Origin of the sequence: Shewanella sp. ISTPL2, from assembly GCF_013283205.1 — a bacterium.
GTDB lineage: Bacteria > Pseudomonadota > Gammaproteobacteria > Enterobacterales > Shewanellaceae > Shewanella > Shewanella oncorhynchi.
Genome location: NZ_JAAPAV010000001.1, coordinates 1,537,313 through 1,557,459 on the forward strand (window position 1 = coordinate 1,537,313; position 20,147 = coordinate 1,557,459).

11 protein-coding genes are annotated in these 20,147 nt (G+C 47.4%); 2 read left to right on the forward strand and 9 right to left on the reverse strand.

Features of this window, described 5'->3' with window-relative positions:
- The first annotated feature begins 104 nt into the window (after positions 1-104).
- Positions 105-2,369, forward strand: coding sequence for an EAL domain-containing protein (locus tag HUB64_RS06910; RefSeq protein WP_173496673.1), 2,265 nt, complete (start codon positions 105-107; stop codon positions 2,367-2,369).
- A 206-nt stretch (positions 2,370-2,575) separates the two neighbouring features.
- On the opposite strand, the gene HUB64_RS06915 is transcribed toward HUB64_RS06910, so the two are convergent.
- Entirely contained in the window at positions 2,576-3,589 is a 1,014-nt protein-coding gene (locus HUB64_RS06915; protein ID WP_173496674.1) for a D-alanine--D-alanine ligase, read from the reverse strand.
- 333 nt (positions 3,590-3,922) lie between these two features.
- On the opposite strand from HUB64_RS06915, the gene HUB64_RS06920 reads away from it, so the two are divergent.
- Positions 3,923-4,393, forward strand: a complete 471-nt coding sequence (locus tag HUB64_RS06920; protein WP_105252433.1) for a GNAT family N-acetyltransferase — start codon at positions 3,923-3,925, stop codon at positions 4,391-4,393.
- Between the two features lie 168 nt (positions 4,394-4,561).
- On the opposite strand, the gene HUB64_RS06925 is transcribed toward HUB64_RS06920, so the two are convergent.
- From HUB64_RS06925 to HUB64_RS06960, 8 genes are all read right to left on the reverse strand, one after another.
- The gene (locus HUB64_RS06925) at positions 4,562-4,957 is read right to left on the reverse strand and encodes a hypothetical protein (protein WP_217363085.1); all 396 of its coding nucleotides are present in this window, start codon (positions 4,955-4,957) and stop codon (positions 4,562-4,564) included.
- Positions 4,958-5,052: 95 nt separating this feature from the next.
- A complete protein-coding gene (recD, locus tag HUB64_RS06930) occupies positions 5,053-7,251 on the reverse strand; it encodes an exodeoxyribonuclease V subunit alpha (RefSeq protein ID WP_173496675.1) in 2,199 nt (732 codons plus the stop codon).
- Positions 7,248-11,036: an exodeoxyribonuclease V subunit beta gene (gene recB, locus HUB64_RS06935; RefSeq protein ID WP_173496676.1), complete on the reverse strand. Its 3,789-nt coding sequence runs from the start codon at positions 11,034-11,036 to the stop codon at positions 7,248-7,250. Before recB ends, recD begins: the two co-directional genes overlap by 4 nt.
- Entirely contained in the window at positions 11,033-14,818 is a 3,786-nt protein-coding gene (recC, locus tag HUB64_RS06940) for an exodeoxyribonuclease V subunit gamma (RefSeq protein ID WP_173496677.1), read from the reverse strand. Before recC ends, recB begins: the two co-directional genes overlap by 4 nt.
- 155 nt (positions 14,819-14,973) lie before the next feature.
- Complete coding sequence (locus HUB64_RS06945; RefSeq protein WP_173496678.1) at positions 14,974-17,145, reverse strand: DUF3488 and transglutaminase-like domain-containing protein; 2,172 nt, start codon at positions 17,143-17,145, stop codon at positions 14,974-14,976.
- Positions 17,142-18,239 (reverse strand): DUF58 domain-containing protein, encoded by a 1,098-nt coding sequence (locus HUB64_RS06950; RefSeq protein ID WP_173496679.1) that lies wholly within the window; start codon positions 18,237-18,239, stop codon positions 17,142-17,144. Before HUB64_RS06950 ends, HUB64_RS06945 begins: the two co-directional genes overlap by 4 nt.
- A 71-nt stretch (positions 18,240-18,310) precedes the next feature.
- Positions 18,311-19,222: a MoxR family ATPase gene (locus HUB64_RS06955; protein ID WP_028760026.1), complete on the reverse strand. Its 912-nt coding sequence runs from the start codon at positions 19,220-19,222 to the stop codon at positions 18,311-18,313.
- A 185-nt stretch (positions 19,223-19,407) separates the two neighbouring features.
- On the reverse strand, positions 19,408-20,112 hold the full coding sequence (locus HUB64_RS06960; protein WP_131524978.1) for an EAL domain-containing protein: 705 nt from the start codon (positions 20,110-20,112) through the stop codon (positions 19,408-19,410).
- Positions 20,113-20,147: the final 35 nt, after the last annotated feature.

Here is a 20,147-nt window from a genome sequence, read left to right on the forward strand (position 1 = left end):
AAGGGTTTACTTAATTAACATTAGTGCCTAGAATTTCTTATAAGTTATAAATATTTAACAATGTTAATCAGTATTTATATTGCAACTTTGCTCTTAAGGAAATTATGGCGTACGGCGTTAACCTTCCAGATCTGCTCGATCATGCAGACGTTAAACTCGCCCACAATGTCAGCATAGCTTGTTATAGCAGTATTCTTTCTATGCTGCTTAATGGCGCACCGCTACATGAAATATTGCACGCCTTAGTCTTAAAAATCGAAGCTCAAAAAGTAGGAACCAGAGGGTCTGTGTTACTGCTCAGTGCTGACGGTAAACGTCTGTTATTAGGTGCCGCACCCAATTTACCCGACAGTTACAATCAAGCCATTAATGGTGTCGAAATTGGCCCCAACGTGGGTTCTTGTGGCACGGCAGCCTATTATGCGCAGCGTGTTATCGTTGAAGATATCGCTCAACATCCTTACTGGGTTAATTATAAAGAACTACCATTACGTGCAGGTCTTAAATCTTGCTGGTCAGAACCTATCAAAGATACTCATGGTAAAGTGCTAGGCACATTTGCCATGTATTATGATACGATAAAGTCCCCAACAGAACAGGATTTAGAACTCATTTCAGAGGCGGCAAGACTGGCGAGTTTAGCCATTGAACGCAGTCGTGCAATGGAATTTCAGCATTTAGCTGTGAAAATTTTTGACCGGTTACCCCTTGCTCTGGTTATTTCCAATTCTGACGATGCAGTTCTCTATGCTAATCCTGCTTTCAGACATATAGTTATCCATCAAGATACTGATATTGCTAGCTTTCATCCTAAGATTTTTTTAGCATCATCCCAATCTAATGAATTAGTGGGGTTATTTGAGCATTTAGCTCAGGACAGAATGTGGCAGGGTGAGTTGGTGGGTCTTAGGGGAAATGGTGAGGAGTTTTATCTTGACCTTATCGTCACGACCTTCCGAGAGTCCAATGGTCAGCAACCCTGTTTTGCATGGCTATTTTCAGATATTAGTGAACGTAAGAAAGCGGCGCAGCTAATTAAGTATCAGGCCAATAATGACTCTCTTACCGGACTTGCTAACCGCAATGCGTTATTCAAGCAGATCCAAGCGTTAATTACTTCCGACAGTTTGACTCCCGGCTTTAGTTTTATGTTGATGGATTTAGATAACTTTAAGCAAGTTAACGACACCCATGGCCATGACAAAGGTGATGCACTGTTAGTGCAAGTGGTTAAACAGATCAGCGAGTGTGTCGATGACACTATGGTGTTTGCACGCTTAGGAGGGGATGAGTTTGCCTTGCTATTACCTGGGGTTGTTAACCAGAAAGAATTGGCACAAATTGCAGATACAATTAACAAAAATGTGGCAAAACATTATGTGCTAGCCGATGGAAAAGGCGTTTATAGCTCGGTAAGTATAGGGATTGCACGTTTTCCTGAAGATGCCCTCGATCTTGAACAGTTGTTAAATTGTGCCGATCAGGCCATGTATATTTCTAAGGCAAATGGTCGCAATCGATATCATTTTTTTACTGAACAAATGCAGCTAAATGCCGAGCGTGTTGCTAGCCTTCATAATCAGCTTAAGCAGGCATTAGATCAGCATACCTTCGAGCTTTATTACCAACCCATAGTCAATGCGACCACAGGCTTGATTGTCCGTGCTGAAGTGCTGCTGCGCTGGCAGCATGAGGGAACGTTTATTCCACCCGATGAATTTATTCCCATCGCTGAGAACAGTGGTTTAATCGTTGATATTGGTCGAGATGTTCGCCTTGGTGCTATGCAGACTATTTTAGAGATGCAGGAACGAAATTGGCCCATTAATTTATCGGTGAATGTCTCGACTTTTGAGTTTTGGTCCCATGAACTACAAGATGCCTTTGTGGAATCCTTTGCTGCGATTACCGAGCAACTTGAGGTGACAGATTTCCCTTATGACAGATTAACCCTTGAGATCACTGAATCTTTATTGATGAAGCAGCATACGTATCTTATTGATGTACTTAATGGTTTGCGAGTTAAAGGGATTAAAATCTCCTTAGATGATTTTGGGACGGGTTACTCATCTCTATCTTATTTAGCTAATTTTCCTATCGATCAAATTAAAATCGATAAGAGCTTTATCGACAGATTAGATGAAGGCAAACGTCACGAAGCGTTGGTGGAGGCCATAGTGCGTTTAAGCCATGCGTTAGATTTAACTGTGACGGCAGAAGGGGTAGAAACTGAGTCCCAGCTTAAATTTGTAATGGCGAATCATATTCAAGAAATTCAAGGATATTTATTTTATAAGCCTATGCCCAAAGCTGCATTCTTTGCCCTGTTGGCAAAGCAAGCTGAGCTGCATAAGGGTTTTGACGTTTGACCTTGATGTTTGACCTAGATGTGAGGGCGGCTTAATTAGTGACAGTCTGATTTTGATATTGGGTTTAGATGTAAGGTAATAATTCAAGTTTTAGATATAAAACATTGAAAAATAATAAATAAAAAGAGCGCAGAGGCGCTCTTTTTATTACTGAAAACAGGTGCTGCACTGAGTCTCTGAGTTTACATTGAGTCAGGTGGCGAGCGCTAAGATTTAGCGGTTATCTGGTTGTTAATCACTAGACTCAAGTATTCAGTAAAGTCATGACCGTGATTTTGCAGCATTTTGGGGAACATAGAAATCGGCGTAGAACCTGGGAAGGTATTGATTTCATTTAGTAAAATTTCATTGTCCGCGGTTAAGAAAAAGTCGATGCGCGACAGGTGACGCAATTTCATGCCTTTAAATGCCTTGATTGCATAGGCGCGGATTTGTTCACTGATCTCAGCTGACACATGCTGTGCCACCACATCGGTGCGTGCTTTACTGTTTTTGGCGTATTTCTCATCGAAGGTGTAGAAGGTGTTGGTATCACAGATGATTTCACCTGGTACTGTCGCCACCACTTCACCGTTGTATTCGTATACTGCGACTTCTAACTCACGGGCTTTAATGGTTTTTTCAACGATAACATAGGGCGCATAGCCGAAAGCATCTTTAAGCACGTCAGCGACTTTATCGTTGTCATCGACTTTATAACAACCAACAGAGGAACCCTGTGAGGCCGCTTTGACAAAGATGGATCCCCATAGTGCTAATGCGGCTTGGGTTTGCTCTATTGCTGCATCATCGAATTGGTTTAGGAAAATATACGGGGTATTCGGAATACCTAAGGCCGAGAACCACATTTTAGCGGTGATCTTATTAAAGCAGTTACTGCTAGCCTCGGATTCACAGCCAAAATAGGGCAGTTGGATTAGGTTAAAATAGGATTGAATGTCACCTGTTTCGCCGGGATAGCCATGAATGCAGGGAATGACGTAATCGACCGGCCATGGGGCTTTGCTCTCATCGCGGAAGCGAATTTCACGGCTATTGGTCAGTTCACAATCATCACCCGCAGCGGTGCGGTATTGACCAAATTTATCCAGTTCGACTCGCAATACACAAAACTGCTCGGATTTTGCCAGTGAGGTTTCAAAATAATTGGCCGACATGAGTGAAATATCGTGTTCGGCACTTCCGCCGCCGCACAGCAAAAGCAGGTTGATCTTAGACATTGTGAGTGATTCCTCAAAGTGAGCAAAATCGGATGACATCGGCCTGTGGCAATACGAATATCATCCTATAGTACAGCCGCTGTCATCTTAGTTTTCTTGACCCTATGAGTGCAAGGTTTTGCTGACTGACGGCTATTAAGTGGTGAATTTTAACGCATTACATCGCATTGCAAATATGGGGTTGTGCCTTTGTCGGGTTTATTTTGATTTTTGCTGCGTGAGATGGCAATGTCGTTGGACTATTGCTTCGTCACCGTCACCGTCACCGTCACCTAAACTATGCAACCCAGTACGAGTGACATTGACTTTAGGCAGATTACAGCATGGTATCTCATGGTGAATAAAAACATTCGGTTAGCCCGCTTACAGGATACAGATAGTGTGCAGGTATTACTTGAGCAACTCGGTTATTCTTTGCCCCATGCCGCTTTAGCCCAGACGTTAAGCCAATATCAGCATGACTCTTTGCGCCGCAGTGATGAATTACTGGTGTATGAGCAACATAATGCGCAGGGTGACCTGCAAGTTGTCGCTGTGATGGCCTTAATGTTCTTTGATTATTTCCCCGCCTTGAGTCGTATCTGTCGTATAACCGCAATTGTGGTGGATGCCGACATGCGGGGTCAGGGCGTTGGCTCTCAGTTGATTGCCTTTGCGAAAGAGAGGGGAAAGCAAGAGAATTGCCAGTTACTCGAACTCACTACATCGATGCAGCGCATTGCCACACAGCAATACTATGAAAGTATAGGGTTTACCAAAACATCCTTTCGCTACAGCTTAGTTTTGAGCGAACCAAACGGCTAACTCTTGGCTCGAGCGAGCATAATCAGATCCGTTGTCCTTGTGCATTCGGGTACTGGAAAAACGTTGCGGGTGACATTGATAATTTCAAATTGATTGATTTTAGCAACTGATATTGCTTGGCCCACCACCGATATTTAGTCATCCGAATTTGTACATTAATACAAAAGATCAGAGTAAGTAGTTCAGATCAAAACAGATGTTTAGCCCTAAGTTATAGGCATGATTTTTATGTAAATTCACCATTAACTCGACATCCATCAGTTGCGCTAAGGTCACTGGTCTCGCTTCCCAGCGCGGTGCGTGGCCAGCATCATTACAGTGTGCTAGGTATAAACGTCGCGTACTTTGATGTATGCCAAAATACGTCATATTACAACGCTGGCTAATCGTTAAATAGGGCTCAAAGTCGAGTGCATATACCTGCATGTCTTTAAATTCTGACCACTGGATATAGCGGGTTTTTTCATAATAACGCTTAGGTAAAGCGGCATCTGGTGCTATGGCGTCAAACAAGGCAATAACGGCTTGTAGATCCTTAAGTGTAATAATGTCCTTTTTAATCAATGTTTAAATCCTTAGTTTCATGGTTAGAATAAATCTAAAAGCCATATCTTAAAATGTAGTTCCTAAAGTGTTCCCCATTGACCACAAAGCTTCATTTACCCCCAAAGGCGGTCGGCAAGACCCGATGCGCGTTGGGTTGCTTGGCTACTGGCCCGCTCGAATACGTGCTGGGTGCCTAAGCAGGTAAAGTGGACTTTAGCGCGGGTGATGGCGGTGTAGACCAACTCTTTGGTCAGCAGTTGCCATTGGGCTAGGCTGGGGCTCGGCGGCAATACTAAGGCCACACGGCTAAATTCGCTGCCTTGGCTTTTGTGTACTGTCATGGCATAACAGGTTTCATGGCTGGGCAAACGGGCTGGCAAGACTTTTAATAGGCTGCCATCGGCCTTGATGAAGTGCGCCATTAAACGTTCGGGTTTATCTTCATCCTGCAAAATCAATCCGATATCACCGTTAAAAAGGCCTAAGTTATAGTCATTGCTTTGGATGATAATGGGCCGACCCAGATAAAACTCCTGTAGCGGTTTAATCAGCTTGGCATTGGCCAGTGCTTGAGTCACATACTGATTAATGCCTTCAACCCCATAATCGCCCGAGCGCATAGCACATAGAATACGGTACTGGTTAAAGCGTTCAATGATGTCAGCTGTGCTTGGACGCTTGCTTAAATCACTATTACTCGTATCGCTATTCAAGGCGCTGAGATAAGTGCCATATTGCTGGCAGGCCTGCTCCAGAAGTGAATTGAGTCCCATATTATTAGCAGACTCGCTCACTTTGGCTTGGGTTTGGCTTACGACCATACTGTGTTCTAACCAGCTCAATTCTGCAGGTCCCTGTTGCCATACCTGCAAAATACCTTGAAGATCAGCACGATTGACGGCGCTAGCAAGCAGTCCAATCCCTGCATCGCCTTTAAATCTGTGGCTGTGCATTAGCATACATAAGCTATCGCCAAGCTTAGGGGCGTCGCTGATATAGGGCGTTAACTCAAAACCTGTTAAAGCACTCAGACGCTCGGCTTGTTCCTTGGAATAGCGCATTTGCCACAGAGCAGGGCTGCTTGACACTATGTTATTTTGCGCAAGGTTATTGGGATCTACTGGTATTTTAAGGCCCGCACAAATATCGGCGAGCACAGCGCCAGCCTCAACCGAGGCGAGTTGGTCTTGATCGCCGAGTAAAATCAAACTGGCGTGCTCAGGCAATGCGCTCAGCAATTTATACATCATGGGCAAATCGACCATAGAGGCTTCGTCGACAATCAATAAGTCGAGCCTAAGCGGATTACTTTGATGGTGGCGAAAGTGCGGCGAATTGGGGATCACCCCAAGCAGTCTGTGTAAGGTTGAAGCTTCCTCTGGAATGCGGCCCAGAGCCGTTAAAAAGTCTTGGCTATTTCTATTGCGAACTTCATCAATAACATTAGCATGGGCGCTGAGTTCCTTCGCTAGACGCGCTTTTGAGGCTTTGATTGATTCGCTTAAGCGAGCCGCCGCTTTTCCCGTTGGCGCGACTAAACGGATTTCCTGCTGTGATTCCATTTGTAGCAATAACAAAAGTTTAGTTACAGTGGTGGTTTTACCCGTACCTGGGCCGCCAGTGATCACTGACAGTTTTTTACCCAGCGCTGTGGCCGTTGCGACCTTTTGCCAATCAATGGGTGCTGTGTCTTCACTGTTAGTGAGTACATTGGTAGTGAGTGAATGGGGATCGCTCACATTGGCAGGGAACAGTTGATCTAGCAGTGACCTCAACTTAGCGATTTGCGGTTGCTTTTGGTGGCTTGTTTCTTCAGATAATTGCCTAGATACACTTCCGGACAAGCGGATTAATGAGGCGGCCACTGAGGTTTCAAATTGATGATAACGTTGTAAATAGAGTCTGCCATTATCAAAAATAAGCGGTTTGTTACTGCCTGCTTGGCCGACGGCATCAAAGGTTTGCAAGGTCTCTGTGAGTGCTTCGAGGCTTAAGGTGATTTTACAATGGCTATTTTGTTCGGCCATGGGATTGAGTGGCACAATATGGGCGAGCACTAGGCAACTGTGCTGTGAAGATAATTGCTGGCTTAATAGCGCACATAGCAAAATAAATAAGGGTTGTTGGCTGTCGCTTGGATGTAAGAGACTCATTTCGAGTGCGAAATGTCGATCGAGCGGTGTGAGCAGTCGTTCTTGCTCCCACTGTTTTAACAGCTCTGGCAGCGGCGCTGTAAGCTGAATTGTGCCATGGTCTATCCATTTCGCCGCTGTGAGTGAATGTGCATTTAGCCCTTGGGTTGAGCGCATCATGCCGTGACTCCTGTATCGATTGCACGAGCCAATTTGCTGTGAAATAAATTGTCATTAAAAAGTGAATCTAGCGCGAGAATAAGTGCCTTCGGCGGCTTGTCGTAATAAATACCATAGCCGGGATATTGAGCCGACATTCCCCGTAAGAACAAGTAATAACAACCGCCTATGTGGCTGTCGTAGTCATAACTTGGCAGGCGTAAACTCAAATACCTGTGTAGCGCCAATGAATAGAGAATGTACTGCAAATCGTACCTGTGATCGGTTATTGCGCTTTGCAGCGCGCTCTGATGATAGGCATTGATGTTGTCGCCTAAATGATTCGACTTATAGTCGGCGATATAATATTGACCTTGGTATTCAAAGGTTAAATCGATAAAGCCTTTGAGCATGCCCTTGAGATCATCAAACTTAAGTGTCGACTCATAGCCAAATTGCTGCAGTAGCGCATTGAGCTCAGTATCTTTAAGTTCGCGTAAGGGTAAATAAAACTCCATTTCGACTAAGGTATTCTGCGGCGATAACTTGGCTAAGCACAGATCTGGATGAGCAGGTTTGACGGCGCTTACATGCCCCGTGACCTGCGACTCTAAGGCGTGCGGTATCGCGCAGAGCGGTGCATGCAGCACATCCAAATACCAAGTATGTAATACTGTTTGCCATTCGGGCGCGATACCGTATTGCAGCATGGCTTTAGGCAATTGCAGCGGTAAGTCGATTTCTGCCTGCGTAAAATCAATCTCTTCTAACACTAAATGCATAAAGCTACCGGCATTGGCGCCGCGCTCAAAGTTAAAGCGATTGAGCATGCCATCCTGCAGCTCATGGCTTGCCTCATTAGGAATAGAGAGTGTTTGCGCAGCCGTATATTCAAGCGTACCTAATATTTCATCATCGGCGCCCGGCGCGGCTTTACCATGGCTGGTATTTTTAACGAGACCTGAATAACTGCCGACTCGCCACGGCGTGCGGTATTGGCGGGTTAAGGCTTTCGCGCTCAGTATTTGCGCTATGTCTTGGCTTGAGGGCAATGGGCGCTCGTCTATGTCATCGGGCACCTTATCAATACTTATGGCTTCCACATCTTGGGCGAGCTGCTGCGCAGCATTGCAGATACGGGCAAAGTCACATTCTGAGTCGCCTATGCCCAATAGATAGCCGATAGCGGTTTCATGCAGCTGACTTTTGAGACCATTTTTAAGCTGACGACTGTGGTTGGCGATATACAAGTAACACAAATACACAGGGCGAGTGAGCGCCACATACAAAAGGCGCAAGTCTTCGGCCAAGGTTTCTTGTTTTGCGCGCTCCCAACCCTCATCCGTGCCTTCGATATCCCATACTAGCTCTTGCTCACCTGCATCGTTAGTTCTGTGGTACAGCATAGGCGTCGGGCGGCGGCGATTGTCACGGGCTAGGCTGACAAAGGGCACAAAACACACGGGATACTCAAGGCCCTTACTCTTATGGATAGTCACAATTTGCACCAGATTCTGCTCGCTTTCAAGACGCAGCTGCTGTTCATCGGTGCCTGTGTTATCAATCAGTTGCTGTTCATACCAATTGAGCAGGGCGCTAATACCATCAAGTTCGGTGGCCTTTTGCTGTAATAGCTCGGCAAGGTGGCGAAAATCCGTCAGGCGGCGCTCACCGTTTGTGGCATCTTGCTCTTGAGCATCTACCTCAGCACTGGCGGTGTGCAGTAAACGGTCAATCAACTTAGTGTTATTGGCAAGGCTTAATAGCGCGGGCATGATGCCGCGTTTTTGCCACACTTGGTGTAAGTTAAAAAACTGCTCTAATAACAGCTGTCTGTGTTCTTCATCTTGGTTAAAGGCATGAATTTGCTCAGCGCTGTAGCCCAATAATGCCGTGGCTAGGGCGCTGCGCAGTGCCCGCTCATCCTTAGGGTTTGCCAGAGATCGCAAAATTAACGCCATTTCCCGCGCTTCAAGGGTATCGAACACACTGTCGCGGCTTAAAAACACTGCGCCTATGTGACGTTTACTCAGTGCGGTTTTCATCACCGCCGCCTCGTTGCGATCCCGCACTAAGATAGCGATGTCTTTAGCGATTAAAGGCCCTTTCGGGCTGTGGCATTCGCCATTGGCCGCATCTGTCAGTAAACGGGTGATCTCCGCCGCGGTATCTTCGGCGAGCAAGTGTCTGGCGGTGGTTTTGTTGAGGCCGTTTTCTGCGCTTTCGCTTAAGAGTCTTAATCTTAAGGCAGCTGGATTGACGGTTTTTTCAGTGAGAGTTTTCTCCTTGGCACTGCTGGGCGTTTTCACGCTATCAAAGGGGATCGACTGACTGATAAACGGATCGTGATGCTGGCTAAACAGATGGTTAACCCCAGCGACCATGTTTGCGCTTGAGCGGTAGTTGGTATCCAGATGATAGTGGGCCTGCGTATGATGACGGGCCTCAATATAGGTATGGATATCGGCGCCGCGAAAGGCATAAATAGCTTGCTTAGGATCGCCAATCATCAACAGGCTGAGCTTATTTTCTGTAGCGTCAGCACCTTGCTTTGCAAACGAGTAGCGGTCTTGGTAGATACCAGAGAAAATCGCAAATTGCAGCGGATCGGTATCTTGGAATTCATCAATAAGCGCGACGGGAAAACGTGTTGCCACGGCTTTGGGCAAGGTTTCATTATTAGCGTTTAACGCGCTCGCTAATGTCGTGAGTAAATCATCTGGGGTCAGCACATTTTTTTGCTGCTTTTGCTGGGCAAATCGCTCGCTTATGCCAAGTTTCGCGCTATATAAAAATGCTGGTTTAATGGCGGCAATCAATGTGGCGAGTTGCTCCATATGATCCATTAGCGGCGCTTCGCTTACACTTGGGATCACGCCGCCCTTGTTGAGTTTTAACTCAGACAGCGATAAGGCTTCTAACTCTTTCAGCGGCGGCAACCCATGACCGAAAGCGAGCCAGTTATCCAGCGCATCGAACATGGCGGCGAGTTTGGGGTACTTATCCGTTGCCTTGCCAAAGCGGGTGCCATTGAGTGGCAAACTGTAAAGCAATGCCAATAAGCCATCGCGTCCCCGTGGCCAAGCTAATTTAAAGCGCTCTAAACTTTGGCGTAGTGACAGGGCTAAGGCATCAAACTTAAGCGCGGATTTCAAAGGCTTTGCTTGACTGGCGCCAAGGAGCGGTCGCAACTGTTTGACTAAACCATCGGGCTCGCCAAATTCCTTGGCAATGATTTGCGCTAAGTAATCGGGCAGCGGATAACAGGCCTCACGCCAAAAATCCCGCACCGCATGGTGCAAAAATTCGCTGTCGTCCAAGGTAAAGTCCGATTCGAACAGCAAGGAAGACTCAAAGGCGAGATCCGATAAAATTCGCTGACAGAAACCGTGGATGGTAAAAATTGCTGCTTCGTCGAGTGATTTAAGGGCGAGATCGAACCGCCGCAGGGCAATGGCGCGTTCACTCTCTGGGGTGTTGTCATACAACGCCTGCACAAAGGGATCGGCAATCGTTAGCCCTAAGAAGCACTTAAAGGCGACTTGAATACGGCGGCGAATACGATCCCTTAGCTCTTCGGTGGCCGCATTGGTGAAAGTTACTACGAGAATTTGTTCGCAGGTGAGCGGCGCAGGAATGCCATCACCAAGCAATAGGCGTAAGTAAAGACCTGAAATCGTGTAGGTTTTACCTGTGCCAGCGCTGGCCTCAATAAGACGACTACCGCCAAAGGGCAATGTGAGTGGATCAAGCGCCTGCGCCACTGAATGTAACGCTGCTGCGTTTAACTGCATCTGTTCACTCATGCTTGCTCTCCCTGTGCGCTATCGCGGTTCAAATGTGGTGCGAGAGCTTGTGTGTCAGTCGCGTGTTCATTAGCAGGGCCTTGGCTCATACCATCGTTGAGCGCAAATTCCTCAAGCTGAGCCAGCGTGTCTTTGAGATATAAACTCACCATAGGGCGATAGATACGCTCGGCTAATGCGCCAAAGCTATCCTCAGAGAAATCCCGCGGGAAACTGAATAATCGCTGGTAATGGGGTTCGTTCCCTTCACCCAATTGACTTTGCTCATCTAACCATTCGGGTAACGCTTGCTGCAAACGCTCATCGTGCTCACCCTCGCAGCTGACGTAGGCCAGTGACGTGCGCGGCATAAAACACAGTGGGTGTTGTTGGCCTTGGTAAAACAACACCAACAAATCGGCCAGTAACGCATGGGCGCGCTCAGCAGTGATTGGAGCCAAGGCGTGGAAGTGCCCCATGTCGAGTAGATAGCTTGCATGTGTGTGGCCCATTGCCATTAAACACAGGTGGCGAAGGTACAACCTCAGCACATCGCGACCGTGGGCGCTACCAGGACGGTAATTCACTAACCCCTTAGGGCTAATATCATCGATACGGCCTTGCAGTAACACTTGCTGGGATTTACCCGCCGTGATGGGCAAGTCAAACACGAGTTTAATATCCGCATGGCTGCTGGCTTGTTCTCCCTTGAGGAACAAGGTTCTGCCAATCAAAGGTTTAATATCATGCTGATATTGGCGCAGTAGCAAATCATCGAAGGGCTGCATGGGCAAAGTGCCACTGGCTTTGAGGCGTTTAATCAGCTCGATATCGGGCTCAGTCTGACCTTGGCCTATGGCATCGTCGAGTAACTTGGCCTGTAACATATAGCGCTCTAGCGCATTCAAGCTAAAGGGCTCGTCATTATCATCGGCCTGAATATTAAGACTAAGGTCGACTTTAAGCGTTCGGTTGAAGAAGTACTGCGCTGGATTTCGAAAGAAACGGATCAGGGCGGACACATCCACTTGTTTGCTTTGCTGTTGTTCGTGCACAGAAGCGGGCTGTGCCTCTGTATCTGGCACTGAGTCTTGTTCATCCGCTTCGAGCAGAATGCGAGTTTGCGCGCTGATAAAGCGGCCCGCATGTGTACCCACAGCGTCCGTATTGGGTGGACACCATTGCAGGCTGTAACTTTGGCCTATGCCTGAGTTATGTTGGCTTATGTTTGAGCCATCTTTGTCATCATTTTTTACTGTGGCTTGATACAACTTGGGATCAAAGGGTTGCAGCGGCTGGTGGCTGACAATTGCGTTATAGAGGGCTTTTTCGGCATCCTCTGGGTCTATGGGGCTTGAAGCGTTTTGCGATTGAATCAATAGGGCTTCAGGCAAATAGCACAGCTGACAATATTCAATCAGCTCAGAGACGAGCATAGAGGCGATACGTTCAGAGTTATCCCGTTCGCTGCGGCCAATATAGCTGATATACAGTTGTTCCCGCGCCGACAATAAGGCTTCTAAAAACAAATATCTGTCATCGAGGCGGCGGGAGCGATCGCCTTTACGGGCACCAAAGTGTGCCATTAAATCAAAGCCAACGGGATGTTGAACCCTAGGATAAACCCCATCATTCATGCCGAGTAAACACACGACCTTAAAAGGAATCGAGCGCATCGGCATCAAGGTGCAAAAGTTCACGCTTCCCGCAAGATAACGCTGGCCGACCCGAGATTCGGTTAAGCGTTGATTAAACCACTGTTGCAGCACTTCAATACTGAGGCTCAGTCCGCTTATGCTTTCTTGGGCTAGCGGCGCTAACGGGTTTGTATCCAACGTTTTTGTATCAAAGGGCCTGCCCGCCGATAGTAACTCTTGCTCTAGGGTGGCAATGGCATCGCGGATTTCCTGTAATTGTTCGCGCTCGTCTTCATCTGTGTCGTAGAAGGCATCTAGTAGCTCAGTTAATTCCGCTAAACGCAGGGCGCCCACTTGCGGTAAGGCGAGTATTTGCGCCGTTTCATCGAGCACTTCAATAAAATTGAGTAGCTTACCCAGCGCCTGCGCCGATTGGCCTTCGATGCCAGTGACGACCAGATGGTCTTGGTAGAGCGGCGCATCGTCACTCAAGGCGTAACCTAAAATCAGCCTTTTAATACCAAAGGCCCAAGAGTTTTGCTCAAACGCTGGCACACCTTGTTTAAGGCGGCTTTGTTCATCGCGGCCCCAGCGTACGCCCGCTTCATCTAACCAGCGGCGGATCAGTTGCAATTCATCGTCATCGAGCTGGAAACGGCGCAAAATGGCGGGCACTTCGAGTATGCTCAAAATGTCGGTCAGACCAAAACGACTCTGATTAATCCCGAGTAAATTTAAAAAGCTATTGATGAGCGGTGATTCCTGCGCTGCGCCGCGGTCGGCAATGGCGTAGGGAATGTAATGCAGGCCTTGCTTCGCCGAGAAGACGGCATCGATGTAGGGCGCGTAGGCGGCGACATCGGGCATCATCACCACTATGTCTTTAGGCGTCAGGTCGATATCATTGCTGAGTAACTCAAGCAAGTGATCGTGCAGGGTTTCGATTTCCCGCAGTGGGCTGTGACAACTCTTGACTCGAATAGATTCATCGTCGCGCTTTAGTAGGCGTCTGTTCTCGACATTTTGGTACAGCTCGGCATCTGGCCCTAGCACTCTGTCTAAGGTTTGCATCTCTAAAATATCGTATTGCACGCCGTGGAGCATGCTGGCGTGACTGTGTGGCGAGTTGGGATCGTCACAGGGCTCACAATACACATCATCGCCAAAGTCGCAGTGTTCGGCGGGGAGCTCAAGCAGCATATCGAGTAATTCACGGCCCATCTTGCCGTTATTGGCAAGCAGCGGATTGCCCACTTCGAGTTTATCTTCCCACAGTTCGGCTAATTGGCGTTTACCCGCATATTGCACCGCCATGCGGGCACGATTACGGGGATCAACAATGTCACCCCAATAGTGCTGACACGGGCTTAAGCCAAGCACGATCACATCGATACGGCCTGCCAGATGGTAAAGCACTTCAAGGGTTTGCGGCGCCATCGAGGAAATGCCAAACACAAATAGGCGTTGTGGCAATTTGGCGAGTGACGTGTCGGGATTATTCAGCGCGGCAATTAAGTCACTGTGCAGGTTGGCCCTGTGGTAATGGCTTTGATTAAGCTCATCACGGTTAAAGGCAATGAGCGCGCGCCATAAAATAGGTTGCCAGCGTTGGTCTTCATTCAGCGGCTTGGTGAGTGAGTCGGGCTGCTCGTTTTGCTCCCACGCTAAAATCCAATCGGGGCGATACACTAAGTATTGGTCGAAGATATCGGCGATGCGGCCACAGAGTTGGTACAGCGTAATATCATCAGCCGTCAGGTTACTGGCGTTGAGATGTTCATTCGTGTCGGCGGCATTTGTGCTGGATTGCTGATGACTTAGATAGTGTCTCAACGGCCCAAAGGCGTCATTTTGCAACATGCGCGGTAAGAGTTGCATCAGCTTCCACGTCATTGCCGCCTTAGTGAAGGCGTTATTCTTAGGCACATTGGGCAATAAGTCATGGCACAACTGCCAGGTAAAGCTCGATGGCAGCGGGAATTCCAGTGCGGCAGCAATTCCATTCTGTTTGGCGATTTCGAGGCGTAGCCAAGTCGACATGCCGGGACTCTGTACCAGAATATGCTCGTTACTCAGTAGACGTGCGAAAGCAAGGGGTTGGGTCAGGTAAGCGGCTAAATGGGCGCAGAGCACTTCCATCTGATTGGACTGGATTAACTTTAGCATGTGCAACTCGGCATGGTGACAATAAAACAATTCTATGTGTTTGATTTATAAGATTCAACACTATTGCTGCTTCTGTGGAATTAACCCGCAATTTTAGGTGTTTATTGGTGCTTGCTCCGATGATGTATCGTCAGTTACAGCTCAGTTGACGAATGCTAGGCTAGATTGAACTTATCTTTCACTTTGGCTCTGAGCAATAACCAGTTGAGTTGCTTCGCCGCCGCTTTAAATGCGGTTAAATGCGCTTGATAGTCTTTAGCCGGTAAATCTTGGTACTTCAGCGCTACATAACTTTGGGTCAAGGTTTGGAACAGCGTGCAAAGCTTTGGTGCACTGTGTTGGTATTGCTCAATAATCTGCTGCGCAAATTGATTTGGTCCATCACTGTCTTTGCGCTTAATGCCGTGGTGTGCAAGACGATTACAGATCTGTTGATAACGAGTGCTAATAGGATCGCCTTGAACTCTAAAATGTAATAAGCCCGCACTGTAGGCGATATAGAGCACGATAAGGCTGATACAGATCCCCATAAAGACCGCGATTTTAGTGTGAGTCACATCGCCTAAAATGCCACTGAGCACTTGATTCTGCTTCTCTTGGTTAAAACCCAGTACCCACACGCTCCAGTAATAATCTATGCTGGCAAAACGTTGTCTTAACTCATTGAGCCAAGGCATTGATTTAAATCGTAAGCTACTAAAAGGGCTTTCCTGCAGGTAACTTTGCTCGGGATCAAATTGGGCGTCGAAACCTTGTTCGATACGATCGGGCGCCACCATAGCGGTGGGGTCGAAACGCACCCAACCTTCATCTTCAAGCCAGACTTCTGCCCATGCGTGGGCCATATATTGATATACACTGTAGTAACCCGCTTGCGGATTAAATTCACCGCCCTGATAGCCTGTGACCATACGCGCGGGTAAGCCTGTGGCCCGCGCCATAAAAATGAAGGCTGCGGCATAGTGCACGCAAAAACCGGCTTTGTTTTCAAATAAGAAATCATCCACTTGCTGCGGCCCAAGGGGAGGCGGCGTGAGAGTGTAGAAGAAAGGCTCACTATTAAAGTGACCCATCATGGCCCATAGTCGTGGCTTAGGCGCGGGATACTGAGTCTTAAACTGCTCAGCTAACGTTAAAGTGCGTGGATTACTTTGGCTCGGCAGTTCGAGGTTAATCTGCCTTTGCCGCGCAGATAGCCTGAGATCCATCTTAGCCTTAGGCCAAGACTCTACTTGATAACTCATTCGCTGATCGATATTGCGCAGCGCCAACAGCCGATAGTCGGGCATATTGACCACGTTATCATCTTGGCTATAGGCCACATCGAGACCAAATAACCACGGCTGGTGGCTCGGCTCAGCAATCACTTGATAACGAATACTATGCTTATCTTGCTTACTTAATGCGATCTCTTGATCTTCACTGCTTATCGGAGCAGGACTTTTACTCATGGGATCACTCATGGGATCAGGATGATTGACCATCAATGCTGGGCTGGGCCGTGAGGGCGGAAACAGCAGCGCATCTTTTTGCAACTGTTTAATCCCTGCTTCTTGGCGCCAAGTGACACCATCATAGTTCTCCATCACGAGGGCGCGCCAATATAACTCGGCATTAATGGGCGTTGCATTGGTAAAACTCGCCCTAAAGGCAAGTTCAGTCGAACGGGTGAGCTTACCTATATCACCAATCGCTAGACTATCGGACAAGCCCGTTTGGGTTTCTTTCATGTTAGGCACTAACCAGAGCGGTGCAAGACGCGGTAACACTAAAAATAACAGCAGCGCGAGGGGAAGGCTCTGGAGTAAAAATTTGCCACCGATCCAAGCCGTGTGTTTTAAGGATTGCTTATCTTGATACAAAGTCACGAGTACGCAGGTATTGATCAGCGTTACCACGAGTAAATGCGCGGTATTAAGCAGGGATTGATGGTCGATAAAGGTCAGCGCGATAATAAAATAGCCCGCGAGGACGACAACGCGCACATCCCTTTGATTACGCATTTCAATGTATTTTAAGGCATAACCTAACAGCAGCAGATTCACTAGCGCATTGAGTAAGCCGATTTCCTTTGAAACGAGTGCCAATGTGGTTGCGGCGCCGATCGCAAGACTGGTGACCAAAAAACGCGGTGGTTTTGCCACTTTGCCGACATAAATCCCCACACGCCACAGCAAACAAATTGCGCAAATGCCTAAGGTCCAAGGCGTGGTTTTATCAAATAGTGGGCTTAATACCGCAATATTGGTGATTAATAACCAAAAGAGTGTCTGACGGCTGATGTTATCGCCAATTTGCGGTGTTGTGCTGCTGGCCGTTAATGTCATGTCTGTTCCCTCGAAGTCGGGATATGACGTTTCTTGCTGGTGGTTTTCGCCGTTTTATTTGAGTGCTTTGCCGCTGATGACGAATTAACGGCTGACGGCGCTAGCTGTGGATACAAGGCAATGGCTTTTTGACAGGCGATCCTATGGTGATTGCCTATCGCGGGCGCGATCAGCACATCGTCTCCCATTGGGTTTTGCAGATGTAAGCCAAAATACTGCTCAAGTTGCGTGAGTTTATTGACTTGCCAGCTTAGCTGACTCAATTGGATTTCGAGGCGTTTGGTATCGGGTCTGAGCCTTAACCAGACGGGATCACCTTGGGGCTGCTGGAATTCTTTAGTCAGCATGCCGCGACCCTGTGCCCATTGTTTCCATGCCACTTGCTTGAGGGATTCGCCGAGCACATGGGGTTTAAGGCCTTTAAACTCATCAATCCCCGATACATGTTTACCCGCGAGTAACAGGGGATCTTGCTCCGACTGGGTATGATCAGCCTCAAGCTGCAGCGGCGCTTCAATCGGCTGGGCAAAGACTAAGTGACTAATGGCCAAATCCACATGGGACCATGCGCGGCAAAGCCCTAAGGGATAGAAGGATTCAATTTTGAGCCGACCCGGTGACACTTGGCCCCGCTGATGATATTCGAAGGGTACGAGCGCTTGCTGTTCATCTGTGCCGACGTTCTGCACCGTATAAGTGCGATTATGCGGATAGTTAAGTTGTATGTTATGGCCACTATGGTGAGTGTTGATAAGGACAGGAAAAGTTAAGGTTTCGCCCGCATAGACTTCGGGCGGCGTCGTGGCCCGTACATGTAAGCCGGCCAGATTTTTGTAACTGTAGAGAATGCAGGTATTAAAGAGGCTTAGGAGTAAGATGCTGAGGCCAATGACTAAGTTGTTTTGATAGTTAGTACCGAATAAGTATAAGAGTAAAACCAGACCAAGCCAAACTAACCCAAAACCGCTCGGCAGAATAAAAATGCTGCGATGGCTTAAGGTTATTTCGGGACTCGGTGGCAAGCGTCTTGCTAACCAACGTTGCCAAATCGGGACTAACGTCGGAATGAAAGTCGGGAGTATCAGTCGTTTCACTTCTGAGTTATTTCCTTAGTTTAATGGGTTAACTGCATACTTTAGCGATATCTCCTCATTACAGTATCTTGCTACATAATAGGGTTAACGCTGGCGAGAATTCGCTCAGATAGGGCTTCACCCTGTAATTGGCTACTGGTTCTGAGTCTATGCTCCGCTACACAACAAAATACCGCTTGCACATCTTCTGGGACTAAATAATGTCGACCTTCTAAAAAGGCCCATGCCTTAGCCGCTTGTAATAGCGCTTTGGTGGCACGCGGTGATAACCCCACGCTGTCACTTTGGCTACGGGAAAAACTCACTAAGGCCAGAATATAATTGAGTAAGGCATCGGAAGCGCTGACCTTGTCGCACTGCTCTTGCAGTTGCATTAAGGCCATCGGTGTCAGGCATTGGGGCAATTGATCTAAGGTTAAGTGGTTATGATTGCTCTTAAGCATAGCGAGTTCAGCATCGTGGCTTGGATAACCAATAGACAGACGCATCATAAATCTGTCGAGCTGCGATTCTGGTAGCGAAAATGTACCGGATTGATCGGTGGGATTTTGAGTCGCGATCACAAAGAAAGGATTGGGCAATCTGTGGGTGATGCCATCGACGGAAATTTGTTGTTCGGCCATCGCTTCGAGTAAAGCGCTTTGTGTCTTAGGGCTGGCGCGATTAATTTCATCGGCCAAAATCATCTGCTTAAAAATTGGTCCAGGATGAAAGATAAATTGTGCTTGATGTTTATCAAAAATCGATACGCCGAGAATGTCGGCAGGCAGCATGTCACTGGTGAATTGGATCCGCTGATAGCTCAAACCTAAGCTTTGGGCTATACCATGGGAAATACTGGTTTTACCCATACCGGGTAAGTCTTCAATCAACAGGTGCCCACGGGCGAGAATACAGGCTAAAGCGAGACGAATTTGCCTAGGCTTGCCCAGCAATACTTGTTCGAGTTGTTGTAGTAATTCGCTGATCCCAGATTGTGCCACGGGCGACTCCTAATACATTTGGAAGTGTGCTTAAGGTGCATTTGCAAGCTGATGTGCGTTATCACTATGGCGGATCATCGCCCGTATATCCAGTGGCATTTCTAGTGCTAAATCAATTACTCGACAGCATTAGGTTTGGTCTTTAGTGGGCTGGTGGCGCGAATGTAAACCGTTTTAGCCTGATCTTACGTAAGGCACAGTACTTGGCTGCTGGTGGGGCGAATAAACCAGGATTTAAACAAAAAGCCTTGGACAAAGTCGACACCGATATCCCGCGCAAAGGCTAAGTGAGCTTCAGTTTCTATGCCTTCTAAAATGCACTGTTTGTGGGTCTTTTTGGCAAAGTTGACCAATGCAATTAATAATTGGGCTCCCTCGGGGTGTGTTATGTGCGTTAACCAATGGCGGTCAAACTTAAGATAATCCACGTTCATCATCAGATCGACACTGAGCATGGAGTGGGGCGCACCAATATCATCCAGCGCCACATGTATCTTAGCTTGTTTAAATTGAGTGAATAATTGACTGGCCAGCTGGGCATCGTTAATGCAGGTGTTTTCGATGATCTCGACTGTGACTCGTTCATAGTGGGACAGTAAACGAATGAGCTTGGCGGTATGTGGTCCATCGACGGCGTGGGGATCAACATTGATAAAAATTCGCTGCTGACTCGGCGCATGGATGAGTTGAAATGCCTTGGCTTGATATTCAACTGCAGCGAGTATTTCTGTGGATTCATGCAATTGCTCGAACACAATATTAGGTGCAACCGCATCACCATTAGGCAAGTAAAAGCGTGCTAAGGCTTCATAGCCGTCGATGGCTAAAGTATGAGGATTGACAAAGGGTTGGTATTCGCAGCTAAGCGTTAACGAACTAAGGTTAATCATGGGTGTAATGGGATTCTTAATGCTTTAATACTAAT